Source organism: Tahibacter sp. (assembly GCF_032229445.1).
GTDB lineage: Bacteria > Pseudomonadota > Gammaproteobacteria > Xanthomonadales > Rhodanobacteraceae > Tahibacter.
In genome coordinates this window covers 1-15815 of sequence record NZ_JAVTWC010000036.1, presented here as the reverse complement: position 1 = coordinate 15815, position 15815 = coordinate 1, and the positions used below count along the sequence as shown (strand labels likewise).

Annotated in this window: 12 protein-coding genes and 1 tRNA gene; all 13 read left to right on the top strand. The window is 61.2% G+C overall.

What is annotated here, in order from left to right; genetic code table 11:
• The first annotated feature begins 199 nt into the window (after positions 1-199).
• Positions 200-275, top strand: a tRNA-Trp gene (locus RUU78_RS07900).
• Positions 276-347: 72 nt separating this feature from the next.
• On the top strand, positions 348-728 hold the full coding sequence (gene secE, locus RUU78_RS07895) for a preprotein translocase subunit SecE (RefSeq protein WP_313915351.1): 381 nt from the start codon (positions 348-350) through the stop codon (positions 726-728).
• An 8-nt stretch (positions 729-736) separates the two neighbouring features.
• On the top strand, positions 737-1297 hold the full coding sequence (gene nusG, locus RUU78_RS07890; RefSeq protein ID WP_313915349.1) for a transcription termination/antitermination protein NusG: 561 nt from the start codon (positions 737-739) through the stop codon (positions 1295-1297).
• A gap of 148 nt (positions 1298-1445) precedes the next feature.
• Complete coding sequence (rplK, locus tag RUU78_RS07885; RefSeq protein WP_313915347.1) at positions 1446-1874, top strand: 50S ribosomal protein L11; 429 nt, start codon at positions 1446-1448, stop codon at positions 1872-1874.
• 4 nt (positions 1875-1878) lie between these two features.
• Positions 1879-2580: a 50S ribosomal protein L1 gene (gene rplA, locus RUU78_RS07880; RefSeq protein WP_313915345.1), complete on the top strand. Its 702-nt coding sequence runs from the start codon at positions 1879-1881 to the stop codon at positions 2578-2580.
• A 341-nt stretch (positions 2581-2921) separates the two neighbouring features.
• Positions 2922-3446: a 50S ribosomal protein L10 gene (gene rplJ, locus RUU78_RS07875; protein ID WP_313915343.1), complete on the top strand. Its 525-nt coding sequence runs from the start codon at positions 2922-2924 to the stop codon at positions 3444-3446.
• Positions 3447-3506: 60 nt separating this feature from the next.
• Positions 3507-3881, top strand: coding sequence for a 50S ribosomal protein L7/L12 (rplL, locus tag RUU78_RS07870; RefSeq protein WP_313915342.1), 375 nt, complete (start codon positions 3507-3509; stop codon positions 3879-3881).
• A gap of 200 nt (positions 3882-4081) precedes the next feature.
• Positions 4082-8248 (top strand): DNA-directed RNA polymerase subunit beta, encoded by a 4167-nt coding sequence (gene rpoB / locus RUU78_RS07865; protein WP_313915340.1) that lies wholly within the window; start codon positions 4082-4084, stop codon positions 8246-8248.
• Positions 8249-8273: 25 nt separating this feature from the next.
• Positions 8274-12482 carry a DNA-directed RNA polymerase subunit beta' gene (gene rpoC, locus RUU78_RS07860; protein ID WP_313915338.1) on the top strand — a complete coding sequence of 1403 codons (4209 nt, stop codon included), beginning with the start codon at positions 8274-8276 and terminating at the stop codon, positions 12480-12482.
• A 186-nt stretch (positions 12483-12668) separates the two neighbouring features.
• Positions 12669-13043 (top strand): 30S ribosomal protein S12, encoded by a 375-nt coding sequence (gene rpsL / locus RUU78_RS07855; RefSeq protein ID WP_313915336.1) that lies wholly within the window; start codon positions 12669-12671, stop codon positions 13041-13043.
• 18 nt (positions 13044-13061) lie between these two features.
• A complete protein-coding gene (gene rpsG, locus RUU78_RS07850) occupies positions 13062-13529 on the top strand; it encodes a 30S ribosomal protein S7 (RefSeq protein WP_313915334.1) in 468 nt (155 codons plus the stop codon).
• A gap of 17 nt (positions 13530-13546) precedes the next feature.
• The gene (fusA, locus tag RUU78_RS07845) at positions 13547-15640 is read left to right on the top strand and encodes an elongation factor G (RefSeq protein ID WP_313915333.1); all 2094 of its coding nucleotides are present in this window, start codon (positions 13547-13549) and stop codon (positions 15638-15640) included.
• Between the two features lie 39 nt (positions 15641-15679).
• Positions 15680-15815 (top strand): GTP-binding protein (locus RUU78_RS07840; RefSeq protein WP_227416080.1); only part of this gene is annotated, 136 nt, incomplete at its 3' end.

The following is a 15815-nucleotide window of genomic DNA, read 5'->3' as shown; positions in this document are numbered from 1 at the left end:
GTTTCGCGATCCGCGAAGGCGGCCGTACCGTCGGCGCCGGCGTCGTCGCCAAGATCTTCGCCTGAGCAAAAAATCGCGCCGCGCGCTTGAAATAGCGCGCGGCGGCCGAAACTGGCCTTGGCGGCGCAAGCCGCCATCGCCATTTGCGGGTTTGGCAGGTACAGATACAGCAAGTGCGGTGTAACAGGGTTTACGCGGTACGCCAGTAGCTCAATTGGCAGAGCAGCGGTCTCCAAAACCGCAGGTTGGGGGTTCGAGTCCCTCCTGGCGTGCCATTGATCGCAGGTCCGGCGTGAGGCAGCAGTGCGCTTTGCGCCCGCCGCCAGGGCCGCTTCGGCAGCAGGAACATGAACGCGAAAGTCGAACAAGCTTCCGGCACCAGTGCTGCCGATATCGCCAAGCTCACGCTGGCCGCCCTCATTCTGGTCGGCGGTATCGTGGGCTTCTACTATTTTGCCGACGCAGCTCCGGTGCTGCGTGCGCTCGGCATGCTGGCCGCTCTGGTTGGGGCGGTATTCGTCGCCAGCCAGTCCGGTCCGGGACGTAATGCCCGGTTCTTTCTCCGGGAGTCGAGCATTGAACTGCGCAAGGTCGTATGGCCGACGCGCGAAGAAACCATTCGTACGACCGGCGTCATCGTCGTCGTCGTCATCATCATCAGCATCATCCTCGGCCTGATTGACCTGCTGCTCAAGGTCGTCGTCATGGATTGGCTGCTCAAGTTCTAAGGACCGTAATGGCCAAGCGTTGGTACGTCGTCCATGCCTATTCCGGCTTTGAGCACCAGGTTGCGAAAGGCCTGCGTGACCGCGTCGTGCGCGCCGGCATGGAAGACAGGTTCGGCGACATCCTCGTCCCGACCGAAGAAGTGATCGAGATGCGCGGCGGCCAGAAGCGCCGCAGCGAACGCAAGTTCTTTCCCGGCTACGTGCTCGTGCAGATCGAGACGGATACCGAGAACAAGGCGCCGAAGATCGATGACGAGTCCTGGCATCTGGTCAAGGAAACGTCGAAGGTGATGGGTTTCATCGGCGGCACCGCAGATCGTCCGTTGCCGATCAAGGATTCCGAAGCGGACGCAATCCTGCGTCGTGTGCAGGAAGGTGTGGAAAAGCCCAAGCCCAAGGTGTTGTTCGAACCGGGCGAAATGGTCCGCGTGACCGAGGGGCCGTTCAACGATTTCAACGGCGTGGTCGAGGAAGTCAACTACGAGAAGAGCCGCCTGCGAGTCGCTGTGCTGATCTTCGGTCGTTCGACGCCGGTGGAACTGGAATTCGGTCAGGTCGAGAAGGCCTGAACCGCTTCGGGGCAGAGCGCCGCAACGGCCGCTCGCCCCGTTCGTGTTGCCAGTCAGTATTGTTTTTGCAGGACCGTGAAGCCAGGGCGCGTGTAATCCCTGGTCCGATGGGGAGCCTGATGTTCAGGCGTTATACCCGGAGAAGACAATGGCAAAGAAAGTAGTCGGCTATATCAAGCTGCAGGTGAAGGCCGGTCAGGCCAACCCCTCGCCGCCGGTCGGTCCTGCGCTGGGTCAGCGCGGCCTCAACATCATGGAATTCTGCAAGGCCTTCAATGCGGCCACGCAGAAGCTGGAGCCGGGCCTGCCGATTCCCGTCGTGATCACGGCCTATTCGGATCGTTCCTTCACCTTCATCACCAAGACGCCGCCGGCTTCGATCCTTCTGAAGAAGGCTGCGGGCATTCAGTCGGGCTCCAAGCGCCCGAACACCGAAAAGGTCGGCAAGGTCACGCGCAAGCAGCTCGAAGAGATTGCCACCGCGAAGATGCCGGATCTCACCGCCGCTGATCTTGATGCCGCCGTGCGTACCATCGCCGGCAGCGCGCGCAGCATGGGCCTGAACACGGAGATCTAAGGCAATGGCAATCACCAAGCGTTTCAAAGCAATGCAGGGCCTGGTCGAGCCGGGCAAGACCTATCCGCTCGAAGCCGCGCTGAAGATCCTCAAGGACAACGCGAAGGCCAAGTTCGTCGAATCCGTGGACGTCGCCGTCCGTCTGGGTATTGATGCGAAGAAGTCGGATCAGGGCGTGCGCGGCTCCAGCCTGCTGCCGCACGGCACCGGCAAGACCATCCGCGTCGCCGTGTTCTGCCCTCCGGGCGAGAAGGCCGAGGCCGCCAGGGCGGCCGGCGCCGATGCGGTCGGTATGGACGATCTGGCCGAGAAGATGCAGGCCGGTGAACTGAACTTCGGCCGCGTGATCGCGACGCCGGACGCTATGCGCGTCGTAGGCAAGCTCGGTCAGCTGCTGGGTCCGCGCGGTCTGATGCCGAACCCGAAGGACGGCTCGGTCACCGCAGACGTCGCCACCGCGGTCAAGAACGCGAAGGCGGGTCAGGTCAAGTTCCGCAATGACAAGGCCGGCATCATCCACGCCACCATCGGCAAGGCTAGCTTCGAAGCCGACGCACTGAAGGACAACCTCAACACGCTGCTGGCGGATCTGCTCAAGGCCAAGCCGGCTGCGGCCAAGGGTCACTACCTGCAGAAAGTGTCGCTGTCGACCACGATGGGCCTCGGTGTGATCGTCGACCAGTCCACGCTGGGCGTGAAGCAGTAATTCGCAAGCGCGGCGCAAGTCGCACCCCGGCGATTGAACATGCCGGAACAATTTTGAGGGCACCCGGCGATTACGGCCGGGCGCCGTCAAAGACCGCAGGCGACCATACCGGTATGCCCAGGAGAGCAGGGAAGCGCAGCACTGCGACGGATGCTCCCGGTCATGCCGCAAAGGTCTTAAACCATCGGCCTGCGTAGATGGTGTAGCCCGTAACAGGTTTTCCTGGAACGGCCACCAAAACGGTATCGCGAGATACCAGCGGATCTGAAAGGACTGAACGATCCGTTTCGCTGATGGATGCATGGCACAGGAGTGCTCTGCTATCCGGTTCGGAGAACGCAATGGCGCTCAATCTTGCGCAAAAGAAAGAGGTCGTTGCCGAACTGGCGAATGTGGCTTCCTCGGCTTATTCCCTGGTCGCCGCCGAGTACGCGGGTCTTACCGTCGGGCAGCTCACCGAGCTGCGCAAGAAGGCGCGTCAGAATGGTGTGTTTCTTAGAGTTGCCAAGAACACGCTGGTCTCGCGCGCAGTAGAGGGGACCGATTACGAGTGCGTCAAGGACTCGCTGGTCGGCCCGCTGCTGTATGCCTTCTCGAAGGAAGATCCCGGTGCTGCCGGCCGTCTGATCAAGGATTTCGCCAAGGCTGCGGACAAGCTGAAACCCGTATTGGTCGCGATGGGCGGCAAGGCATACCCAGGCTCGCACATTGACGTGCTGGCTTCGCTGCCGACCCGCGATCAGGCACTCAGCATGTTCCTCAACGTGCTTATCCAGCCCGCCACCATGCTCGTCCGCCTGCTGTCGGAACCCGCGTCGCAAATCGCGCGCGTTACCAAGGCAGCCGGTGAGAAGCAGGCGGCTTGAGCCACACGCCAGCCGGTCACGAAATTCACAACTTAGCCGTAATTTCCAGGAGTTAACACTATGTCTCTCAGCAACGAGCAGATCATCGAAGCGATCGCCGGCAAGACCCTCATCGAAGTGATGGAGCTGGTCAAGGCGATGGAAGAAAAGTTCGGCGTGTCCGCCGCTGCCCCGGTCGCTGCTGCGGCTGGCCCGGCAGCTCCGGCCGCTGTCGTCGAAGAAAAGACCGAATTCACCGTCGTGCTGAAGGCCACCGGCGAGAAGAAGGTCGAAGTGATCAAGGCTGTCCGCGCGATCACCGGCCTCGGTCTGAAGGAAGCCAAGGACCTCGTCGAATCTGCTCCGGCCACCGTCAAGGACGCCGCCAGCAAGGACGATTCGGCCAAGTTCAAGAAGGAACTGGAAGCTGCCGGCGCTACCGTCGAGATCAAGTAAGCGACGCGTTGCGTTGCCTGCTAGTCCAGGCAAGACGAAAGCCTGGGGGCGTAAGCTCCCGGGCTTTCACTGTTGTTCGCAGGACCGCGACTATCGGCAAGCAGTGATGGAACAGAAACACTTTTTGCCGATATCCGTTTTCCCTTCCACGTTGCTGCTTCCGCAGTGACGGTTTTGACGACCCGAGGCGGTACCCGACCATGACCTACTCGTTCACCCAGAAGAAGCGTATCCGCAAGGATTTCGGCAAGCGCCCCGTCGTGCTTGACGTTCCTTTCCTGCTCGCCATCCAGGTGGATTCCTACCGGGAATTCCTCCAGCTCGACGCCGGCGGCGTGACCGCCCGCGAAGACAAAGGCCTGCATGCGGCGCTGAAGTCGGTGTTCCCGATCACGAGCTATTCGGGCAATGCTGCCCTCGAATACGTCAGCTACCGCTTGGGCGAACCCCCGTTCGATGAGCGCGAGTGCCGCCAGCGCGGCATGAGCTACGGCGCGCCGTTGCGCGTGACCGTGCGCCTGGTCATCTATGACCGCGAAAGCCCGGCAAACAACAAGGCGATCAAGTACGTCAAGGAGCAGGAGGTCTACATGGGCGAAGTGCCGCTCATGACCGACACCGGCACCTTCATCGTCAACGGTACCGAGCGTGTCATCGTCTCGCAGCTGCACCGCTCGCCCGGCGTGTTCTTCGATCACGACCGCGGCAAGACGCATAGCTCGGGCAAGCTGCTGTTCTCGGCCCGCGTCATTCCGTACCGTGGTTCCTGGCTCGATTTCGAATTCGATCCCAAGGACTGCCTGTTCACGCGTATCGACCGTCGCCGCAAGCTGCCGGTCACCGTGCTGCTGCGTGCTCTCGGCTACACCAACGCCGAGATGCTCGATCTGTTCTTCGAGAAGAACGTGTTCACCCTCGGCAAGCAGGGCGGCGCCGAACTTGAACTCGTTGCCGAACGCCTGCGTGGCGAGACGCTGAACTTTGATCTGCGCGCTGGCGAGAAGGTCGTCGTAGAGGCTGGCAAGCGCATCACGGCGCGCCACGTACGCGAGTTGCAGAAAGAAAACATCAACTCGCTCGAAGTGCCGGACGACTACCTGCTCGGCCGCATCGTCTCGCACGATGTCATCGACAAGAAGACCGGTGAACTGCTGGCCCTGGCCAACGAAGAACTCAACGAAACCCTGCTGGAGAAGTTCCGCAAGGGCGGCGTCGAGAAGATTTCTACACTGTGGGTTAACGACCTGGATCGCGGTCCGTACATCTCGAGCACGCTGCGCATCGATTCGACCAAGACGCCGCTTGAGGCGCTGGTCGAAATCTACCGCATGATGCGTCCGGGCGAGCCGCCGACCAAGGAAGCTGCGCAGAACCTGTTCTTCAACCTGTTTTTCACCTTCGAGCGCTACGACCTCGATCGTGTTGGCCGCATGAAGTTCAACCGTCGCGTCGGGCGCAAGGACGACAACGGTCCTGGCATTCTGTATGACCACCGTTACCTGGCTGAGCGCAACGACGAGAACTCGAAGTCGCTGGTCAAGGAACTGGGCCAGACCTCGGACATCCTCGACGTCATCCGTACGCTGTGCGAAATCCGCAACGGCCGCGGCGTGGTCGACGATATCGATCATCTCGGCAACCGTCGCGTGCGTTCGGTCGGCGAAATGGCTGAGAACGTATTCCGCATCGGTCTCGTGCGTGTCGAGCGCGCCGTTAAGGAGCGTCTGTCGCTGGCCGAGTCCGAGGGACTGACGCCACAGGAACTCATCAATGCCAAGCCGGTCGCCGCCGCGATCAAGGAATTCTTTGGTTCCTCGCAGCTGTCGCAGTTCATGGACCAGAACAACCCGCTGTCGGAAGTCACGCACAAGCGTCGCGTGTCGGCCCTCGGCCCGGGTGGCCTCACGCGTGAGCGCGCCGGCTTCGAAGTACGCGACGTGCATCCGACCCATTACGGTCGCGTCTGCACCATCGAAACGCCGGAAGGCCCGAACATCGGCCTGATCAATTCGCTCGCCGTGTACGCGCGCACCAACGACTACGGCTTCCTCGAGACACCGTACCGCCGCGTGACCGACGAGAAGATTACCAATGAAGTCGACTACCTCTCGGCGATCGGCGAAGGCGAGTTCGTTATCGCCCAGGCCAACTCGCCGCTGACCGAAGACGGTCGTTTCGTCGACGAATACATCGCCTGCCGCTACCGCGGCGAATCCGAGCTGCGTCCGGCCAGCGATGTGCACTACATGGACGTGTCGCCGATGCAGACCGTGTCGGTCGCCGCGGCGCTCGTGCCGTTCCTCGAGCACGACGATGCGAACCGCGCGCTCATGGGTGCGAACATGCAGCGTCAGGCCGTGCCGACGCTGCGCGCTGAAAAGCCGCTGGTCGGTACCGGCATCGAGCGCGCCGTAGCGCGCGACTCGGGTGTGCTGGTGCTGGCCAAGCGCGGCGGCGTCATCGATCAGGTCGACGCCGGCCGTATCGTCGTGCGTGCGCACGAAGTCGAAGTCGGCGACAACGACGCGGGCGTCGATATCTACACGCTGACCAAGTACACCCGTTCCAACCAGAACACCTGCATGAACCAGCGTCCGCTGGTCAGAGTAGGCGATGTGGTCGCGACCGGCGACGCGCTGGCCGACGGCCCGTCGACCGACATCGGTGAGCTGGCCCTGGGCCAGAACATGCTGATCGCGTTCATGCCCTGGAATGGCTACAACTTCGAAGACTCGATCCTGATTTCCGAGCGCGTCGTCGAGGAAGATCGCTACACGACGATCCATATCGAAGAACTGACCTGCGTTGCGCGCGACACGAAGCTCGGACCGGAAGAAATCACCGCCGACATTCCGAACGTCGGTGAGCAGGCTTTGTCGCGCCTGGACGAATCCGGTGTCGTCTACATTGGTGCCGAAGTGAAGGCGGGCGACATCCTCGTCGGCAAGGTCACGCCGAAGGGCGAGTCGCAGCTGACACCGGAAGAGAAGCTGCTGCGCGCGATCTTCGGCGAGAAGGCTTCGGACGTGAAGGACAGCTCGCTGCGCGTGCCGCCTGGCATGGACGGCACTGTCATCGACGTTCAGGTGTTCACGCGCGACGGTATTGAGAAGGACAAGCGCGCGCGCCAGATCGAGGAAATGGAAGTCAAGCGCGTCAAGAAGGACTTCGACGACCAGTTCCGCATCCTCGAAAGCGCGATCTACGCGCGCCTGCGCTCGGCGCTGCTCGGCAAGACCGCCAACCATGGCCCGAATGCCCTGAAGAAGGGTGCCGAGATCACCAACGAGTATCTCGACGAGCTTAAGAAGGACGAGTGGTTCAAGCTCAGCGTCAAGGATGATGACGCCGCCGAGTTCCTCGAGCGTGCCGCCGAGCAGATCCGTCGCCACCGCGAAGAGTTCGACCGCCGCTTCAAGGAAAAGCAGGCCAAGATCACCCAGGGCGACGACCTCGCGCCGGGCGTCCTGAAAATGGTCAAGGTTTATCTGGCCGTGAAGCGCCGCATCCAGCCGGGCGACAAGATGGCTGGCCGTCACGGCAACAAGGGCGTGGTCTCGATGATCGTGCCGGTCGAAGACATGCCGTTCTCGGCTGACGGCCGTCCTATCGACATCGTGCTGAACCCGCTCGGCGTCCCATCGCGTATGAACATCGGTCAGGTGCTCGAAGTGCATCTGGGCTGGGCCGCCAAAGGGCTGGGCCACAAGATCGAAGCGATGCTCGCGGCGAATGAGAAGGCCAGCGAATTGCGCAAGTTCATCGGCCAGATCTACAACCACGACAGGGAATCCTTCGGCAAGGACCGCGTCGAACTCGACCAGTTCAGCGACGACGAACTCAAGGTCCTGGCCAAGAACCTGACCAAGGGCGTGCCGATGGCAACGCCGGTATTCGACGGCGCGTTCGAGGAAGAGATCAAGCACATGCTGAAGCTGGCCGGTCTGCCGACATCGGGCCAGACCATCCTGATCGACGGTCGCACGGGCGAACAGTTCGACCGCCCGGTCACGGTCGGCTACATGCACATGCTCAAGCTCAACCATCTCGTCGACGACAAGATGCATGCGCGTTCCACTGGTCCGTACTCGCTCGTCACGCAGCAGCCGCTCGGCGGCAAGGCGCAGTTCGGTGGCCAGCGATTCGGCGAAATGGAAGTGTGGGCGCTGGAAGCCTACGGCGCGGCGTACACGCTGCAGGAAATGCTGACGGTCAAGTCCGACGACGTGCCGGGCCGCAACCAGATGTACAAGAACATCGTCGACGGCAACCACGAGATGGTGGCGGGCATGCCGGAATCCTTCAATGTGCTGGTGAAGGAAATCCGTTCGCTCGCGATCAACATCGAGCTGGAAGAGACGAAGTAAGCGGCCGGCGTGAGGAGATTACGAAATGAAAGACTTGCTCAACCTGTTCAACCAGCAGCGTCAGACGCTGGACTTCGACTCCATCCGCATCGGTCTGGCTTCGCCGGACCTGATCCGCTCGTGGTCATTCGGTGAGGTAAAGAAGCCGGAGACGATCAACTACCGCACCTTCAAGCCGGAGCGTGACGGTCTGTTCTGCGCGGCCATCTTCGGCCCGATCAAGGACTACGAGTGCCTCTGCGGCAAATACAAGCGCATGAAGCACCGTGGCGTCGTCTGCGAAAAGTGCGGCACCGAAGTCACGCTGGCCAAAGTGCGTCGCGAGCGCATGGGCCACATCGAGCTGGCCAGCCCGACCGCCCACATCTGGTTCCTGAAGTCGCTGCCATCGCGCATCGGCCTCATGTTGGACATGACCCTGCGCGATATCGAACGCATTCTGTACTTTGAGGCGTACGTAGTCGTGGAGCCGGGTTTGACCGCGCTGGAGCGTGGTCAGCTGCTGACTGAAGAGCAGTACCTGCAGGCGGTGGAAGAGCACGGTGACGAGTTCGACGCCCGCATGGGCGCCGAAGCCGTCTATGAGCTGCTCAAGGCCATCGACCTCAACCAGGAACTGATCAAGCTGCGCGAGGAAATCGCCAGCACGAACTCGGAAACGAAGCTCAAGCGTCTGTCAAAGCGCATCAAGCTGGTCGAGAGTTTTCTCGAGTCGGGCAACCGTCCGGAATGGATGGTGATGACGGTGCTGCCGGTGCTGCCGCCGGACCTGCGTCCGCTGGTGCCGCTGGACGGTGGCCGCTTCGCGACGTCGGACCTCAACGACCTTTACCGCCGTGTGATCAACCGCAACAACCGCCTTAAGCGCCTGCTCGAACTCAACGCGCCTGACATCATCGTGCGCAACGAAAAGCGCATGCTGCAAGAGTCGGTCGACGCGCTGATGGACAACGGCCGCCGTGGTCGTGCCATCACCGGTACCAACAAGCGCCCCCTCAAGTCGCTCGCCGACATGATCAAGGGCAAGCAGGGCCGTTTCCGCCAGAACCTGCTCGGCAAGCGTGTCGACTACTCCGGCCGTTCGGTCATCGTGGTCGGCCCGACGCTGCGCCTGCACCAGTGCGGTCTGCCGAAGAAGATGGCGTTGGAGCTGTTCAAGCCCTTCATCTTCTCCAAACTGCAGCGACGTGGCCTGGCCACGACGATCAAGGCGGCGAAGAAGCTGGTCGAGCGCGAGGAAGCCCAGGTGTGGGACATCCTCGAAGAGGTGATCCGCGAACATCCGGTCATGCTCAATCGCGCACCGACGCTGCATCGCCTGGGCATCCAGGCATTCGAGCCGGTGCTGATTGAAGGCAAGGCGATCCAGCTGCACCCGCTGGTCTGTACCGCGTTCAACGCGGACTTCGACGGCGACCAGATGGCCGTGCATGTGCCGCTTTCGCTGGAAGCACAGCTCGAAGCGCGCGCACTCATGATGTCGACCAACAACATCCTGTCCCCGGCCAACGGCGATCCGATCATCGTGCCGACGCAGGACGTGGTGCTCGGTCTGTACTACATGACTCGCGAGCTCGTGAACGTCAAAGGCGAGGGCATGGTCTTCGCCAATGTCGCCGAAGTGCATCGTGCCTACCAGAATCGCGCCGTCGAGCTGCATGCGAAGGTCAAGGTTCGCCTGACGCTGTCCGACCGCGATGACAAGACCGGCGAACGCTCGGAACGCGTGGCCATCGTCGATACCACGGTCGGTCGCGCGCTGCTGCACGAGATCATTCCGGCTGGTCTGCCGTTCGCGCTGGTCAACACCGAGCTGACGAAGAAGAACATCTCGCGTCTGATCAATGCCTGCTACCGCAAGCTGGGTCTCAAGGACACGGTCGTGTTCGCCGACCAGCTGATGTACACGGGCTTCCACTACGCGACGCGTGCCGGTATCTCCATCGGCATCGACGATATGAAGATACCGCGTGAGAAGAAGGCGATCCTCGAAGTCGCTGAAAAGGAAGTCGTCGAGATCCAGGAGCAGTTCCAGTCCGGTCTCGTCACTGCGGGCGAACGCTACAACAAGGTCGTCGACATCTGGTCGCGCACGAACGAGCAGGTGGCCCAGGCCATGATGCGCGGCATCGGTACCGAGAAGGTGCTCAATGCCAAGGGCGAGACGGTCGAACAGAAGTCGATGAACTCGATCTACATCATGGCCGACTCCGGCGCGCGCGGTAGCGCGGCGCAGATTCGCCAGCTCGCTGGCATGCGCGGCCTCATGGCCAAGCCGGACGGTTCGATCATCGAGACGCCGATCAAGGCGAACTTCCGCGAAGGCCTCGACGTTCTGCAGTACTTCATCTCGACGCACGGCGCGCGTAAGGGTCTGGCTGACACCGCGCTGAAGACCGCCAACTCGGGTTACCTGACCCGTCGTCTCGTCGACGTGGCGCAGGACATGGTCGTCACCAGCGTCGACTGCGAAACGTATGAAGGCCTGACCATGACTGCGATCGTCGAAGGCGGCGACGTGGTCGAGCCCTTGCGCGATCGCGTGCTGGGGCGCGTGGTGGCCGAAGACGTCTATGCGCCGGGCAACGACGATCAGCCGATCGTGACGCGCAACACGCTGCTGGACGAAGCGTTGGTCGACAAGATGGATCAGGCCAGCGTGCAGTCGATCAAGGTGCGCTCGCCGATCACGTGCGAAACGCGCTTCGGTGTCTGCGCCCATTGCTATGGCCGCGACCTCGCTCGCGGACACATGGTCAACCAGGGCGAAGCGGTTGGCGTCATCGCGGCGCAGTCCATCGGTGAACCGGGTACGCAGCTGACGATGCGTACGTTCCACATCGGTGGTGCGGCATCGCGAGCCGCGGCCGTCGACAACGTGCAGGTCAAGACTACCGGCGCGCTGCGCTTCAACAACCTCAAGACAGTGCAGCACTCGCAGGGCCATCTGGTCGCAGTGTCGCGCTCGGGCGAAGTGTCGGTGCTCGATACGCACGGCCGTGAGCGTGAGCGCTACAAGGTGCCTTACGGTGCGACGATTTCGGTCAAGGACGGCGCTCCGGTCAAGGCTGGCCAGATCGTTGCGAACTGGGATCCGCATACCCATCCGATCGTGTCGGAAGTGGCTGGTGTGCTGCGCTTCATCGACTTCATCGATGGTGTGACGGTTCAGGCCCAGACTGACGAGCTGACCGGTCTGGAAAGCGCAGTCGTCACGGATCCGAAGCGTCGCGGTACACAGGCCAAGGATCTGCGCCCGACCGTGCGCATCGAAGACAAGAAGGGCAAGGAACTCAAGCTGCCCGGCACCGACATCCCGGCGCAGTATTACCTGCCGGCTGGCGCCATCGTCTCGTTGCAGGACGGCGTGGAAGTGGGCGTGGGTGACGTGGTTGCCCGTATCCCGCAGGAAACGTCGAAGACCCGCGATATCACCGGCGGTCTGCCGCGCGTGGCCGACCTGTTCGAAGCGCGCAAGCCCAAGGAGCCGGCAATCCTTGCTGAGCGCTCGGGCATCATCAGCTTCGGCAAGGACACCAAGGGCAAGCAGCGCCTGATCATCAAGGACGTCGATGGCAACGAGCACGAGGAGCTGATTCCCAAGTGGCGTCACGTCATCGTTTTCGAAGGCGAACATGTGGAGAAGGGCGAAACCGTTGTCGACGGCGAGCCGAATCCGCATGACATTCTGCGCCTTCTGGGTGTCGAGCCGCTGGCGGCCTACCTGGTCAAGGAAATTCAGGACGTCTATCGCTTGCAGGGCGTGCGCATCAACGACAAGCACATCGAAACGATCATTCGTCAGATGTTGCGCAAGATTGAGATCACCGTCGCTGGCGATACGCGTTTCCTGCGCGGCGAGCAGGTCGATCGTATTCGTATGATCGAAGAAAACCGTCGTGCGGACGGACGGGGCGAGCTATCCGCGCAGTTCGATCCGGTCCTGCTGGGCATCACCAAGGCTTCGCTCGCGACCGAGTCGTTCATCTCGGCGGCATCGTTCCAGGAAACCACCCGCGTCCTTACCGAAGCGGCGGTCCGTGGCACGCGCGATACCTTGCGTGGGCTTAAGGAGAATGTTATCGTCGGCCGTCTTATTCCGGCCGGTACTGGCTTGGCCTATCACGCCACACGTCGCCGCCTCGCGGCCGGTGGTTTGTCGGATTCGGACATCGAAACCCTTCGCGGTGGCGTTACCGAATTCGTGGCCGACTCCGCCGACGACAACGGCTAAGTACCAGCGTCCTTGCGACGCTAAAAACGACATCGAAATGAGGCGCAGGATGTGCCTCGTGTTCGAATACATGGAAGTGAAGACCGGGGTGTCGTGTTGACGCCCTCGTCAACCGCTTGTTAAACTCTTGCGTCTTGGCAGGTCGATTTGTTTCGGCCTGTCTTTTGTTTCTTAAGGCATCCACGAATGGCGACTATCAACCAGTTGGTGCGTAAACCGCGTAGCCCGAAGACCTATAAGAGCGCCTCACCGGCTCTCCAGAGCTGTCCGCAGCGTCGCGGCGTCTGCACCCGTGTATACACCACCACCCCGAAGAAGCCGAACTCGGCTCTGCGCAAGGTGGCCAAGGTTCGTCTGACCAACAGTTACGAAGTCATCAGCTACATCGGTGGCGAAGGTCACAATCTGCAGGAGCACTCGGTGGTCCTGATTCGCGGCGGTCGTGTGAAAGACCTGCCGGGCGTGCGCTACCACACGGTGCGCGGTTCGCTCGACGCCGCTGGTGTCGCGAAGCGTCGCCAGGGTCGTTCGAAGTACGGCGCCAAGCGCCCGAAGTCCTGATTAGAGAAGGCTTGAATCATGTCGCGTAAAGGTTCCGCCCCCACCCGTGTGCTGCTGTCCGATCCCAAGCACAACAGCCAGCTTATCGCTCGATTCATCAACATGGTGATGAAGAGCGGCAAGAAATCGGTTGCTGAAGGCATCGTCTACGGTGCGCTCGATCATATCGGTCAGAAGAATGCCGACTCGCTGTCGCTGGTCGAGAAGGCGCTTAGCAATGTCGCCCCGGCTGTCGAAGTGAAGTCGCGCCGCGTCGGTGGTGCGACCTATCAGGTTCCGGTCGAAGTTCGTTCGGCTCGCCGCACGGCACTGGCCATGCGCTGGGTCATCGACGCAGCGCGCAAGCGCAGCGAAAACTCGATGCCGCGTAAGCTGGCCGCCGAACTACTCGAGGCTTCCGAGAACCGCGGTTCCGCGGTCAAGAAGCGTGAAGAAACGCATCGTATGGCGGAAGCCAACAAGGCGTTCTCGCACTATCGCTGGTAAGAGTTGAGGGAACGACTGTGGCCCGTACTACCCCTATCGACCGTTATCGCAACTTCGGCATCATGGCTCACATTGATGCTGGCAAGACGACGACGACCGAACGCATCCTGTTTTACACCGGCGTCAACCACAAAATCGGCGAAGTGCACGAAGGTGCTGCGACGATGGACTGGATGGAGCAGGAGCAAGAGCGCGGCATTACGATTACGTCGGCCGCGACGACCTGTTTCTGGAAGGGCATGGACATGTCTTTTCCGGAACACCGGTTCAACATCATCGACACCCCTGGGCACGTAGACTTCACCATCGAAGTCGAGCGTTCGCTGCGCGTGCTCGACGGCGCGGTGTTTGTCCTTTGCGCCGTTGGCGGCGTGCAGCCGCAGTCGGAAACCGTCTGGCGTCAGGCCAACAAGTACGGCGTGCCGCGCATGGCATTCGTCAACAAGATGGACCGCACCGGCGCCGACTTCAGCAAGGTCGTCTCGCAGTTGAAGGCTCGTCTTGGCGCTAATCCGGTGCCGATGCAGGTGCCGATCGGCGCGGAAGAGAATTTCGAAGGCGTGGTCGACCTCATCAAGATGAAGGCGATCTACTGGGATGTTGAAGCCCAGGGAACGAAGTTCGAATACCGCGACATTCCGGCCGATCTCGTGAAGACGTGCGAGGCCGCGCGTAGCTTCATGGTGGAAGCAGCCGCAGAAACGTCCGACGAATTCATGAACAAGTACCTCGAGGAGGGTGATCTCTCGGAAGAGGAAATCATGAAGGGGATCCGGGCCGGCACGCTGGCGACGAGCCTTATTCCGGTCTTTTGTGGCACGGCGTTCAAGAACAAGGGCGTGCAGGCGATGCTGGATGCGGTCATCCATTATCTGCCGGCGCCGTCCGATCGTCCGCCAGTCAAGGGCATCGACGAGGACGAGAAGGAAGCGACGCGTTCAGCTGGTGACAGCGAGCCGTTCTCGGCGCTCGCGTTCAAGATCATGACTGATCCGTTCGTCGGCTCGCTGTCGTTCTTCCGTGTCTACTCGGGAACGCTGAACTCTGGCGATACCGTCTACAACCCGGTCAAGAGCAAGAAAGAACGTGTTGGCCGCATTCTGCAGATGCATGCGAACCAGCGTGATGAAATCAAGGAAGTTCGCGCTGGCGATATCGCCGCTGCGGTCGGCTTGAAGGATGTTACGACGGGCGACACGCTGTGCGCGCCGAACAACGTCATCACGCTTGAGCGAATGATCTTCCCGGAGCCGGTCATCGCGATGGCGGTTGAGCCGAAGACAAAGTCTGACCAGGAAAAGATGGGCATGGCGCTTTCGCGTCTTGCGCAGGAAGATCCGTCGCTGCGTGTGCGAACTGACGAGGAATCCGGCCAGACCATCATCGCCGGTATGGGCGAGTTGCATCTGGAAATCATCGTTGATCGCATGAAGCGCGAGTTCAACGTGGAAGCCAATGTCGGCAAGCCGCAGGTTGCGTACCGCGAGACGATTCGCAAAGCGGTCAAGCAGGACGGCAAGTTCGTGCGCCAGTCTGGTGGTAAAGGTCAGTACGGCCATGTCGTGCTCGAGATCGAACCACAGGAACGTGGCGTGGGCTATACGTTCGAGAATGCGACCGTCGGCGGTACGGTTCCGAAGGAATATGTGCCGGCGGTAGACAAAGGTATTCGCGAGGCGATGCAGAACGGCATTCTTGCCGGCTTCCCGGTCGTTGATATCAAGGTCCGCCTTGTCGACGGTTCGTATCATGAAGTCGACTCGAATGAAATGGCCTTCAAAATCGCGGGTTCGATGGGCTTCAAGGAAGGTTTCCACAAAGCCAACCCCGTGCTTCTCGAGCCGATCATGAAGGTAGAAGTCGTTACGCCGGAAGACTACATGGGCGACGTGATGGGCGATCTTTCGCGCCGTCGCGGCATCCTTCAGGGTTCCGATGACAGCCCGTCGGGCAAGGTCATCAACGCGCTGGTGCCGCTGGGTGAAATGTTCGGCTACGCCACCTCGATGCGCTCCATGTCGCAGGGCCGCGCCACATTCACCATGGAATTCGATCACTACGCAGAAGCGCCGAATAACATCGCCGAACAGGTGATGAAGAAGGCCGGCTAAGTCATCGTCACCGCTATTCACTGTTTGAGGTTTTGAGTCATGGCTAAGGGTAAATTCGAGCGCACCAAGCCGCACGTCAACGTCGGCACGATCGGTCACGTGGACCACGGCAAGACGACACTGACGGCAGCGCTGACGAAGATCGGTGCCGAGCGATTCGGTGGCGAGTTCAAGG

Coding starts and splice junctions, on each gene's coding strand:
- secE (WP_313915351.1), top strand. CDS start 348: ATGAACGCGAAAGTCGAACAAGCTTCCGGCACCAGTGCTGCCGATATC.
- nusG (WP_313915349.1), top strand. CDS start 737: ATGGCCAAGCGTTGGTACGTCGTCCATGCCTATTCCGGCTTTGAGCAC.
- rplK (WP_313915347.1), top strand. CDS start 1,446: ATGGCAAAGAAAGTAGTCGGCTATATCAAGCTGCAGGTGAAGGCCGGT.
- rplA (WP_313915345.1), top strand. CDS start 1,879: ATGGCAATCACCAAGCGTTTCAAAGCAATGCAGGGCCTGGTCGAGCCG.
- rplJ (WP_313915343.1), top strand. CDS start 2,922: ATGGCGCTCAATCTTGCGCAAAAGAAAGAGGTCGTTGCCGAACTGGCG.
- rplL (WP_313915342.1), top strand. CDS start 3,507: ATGTCTCTCAGCAACGAGCAGATCATCGAAGCGATCGCCGGCAAGACC.
- rpoB (WP_313915340.1), top strand. CDS start 4,082: ATGACCTACTCGTTCACCCAGAAGAAGCGTATCCGCAAGGATTTCGGC.
- rpoC (WP_313915338.1), top strand. CDS start 8,274: ATGAAAGACTTGCTCAACCTGTTCAACCAGCAGCGTCAGACGCTGGAC.
- rpsL (WP_313915336.1), top strand. CDS start 12,669: ATGGCGACTATCAACCAGTTGGTGCGTAAACCGCGTAGCCCGAAGACC.
- rpsG (WP_313915334.1), top strand. CDS start 13,062: ATGTCGCGTAAAGGTTCCGCCCCCACCCGTGTGCTGCTGTCCGATCCC.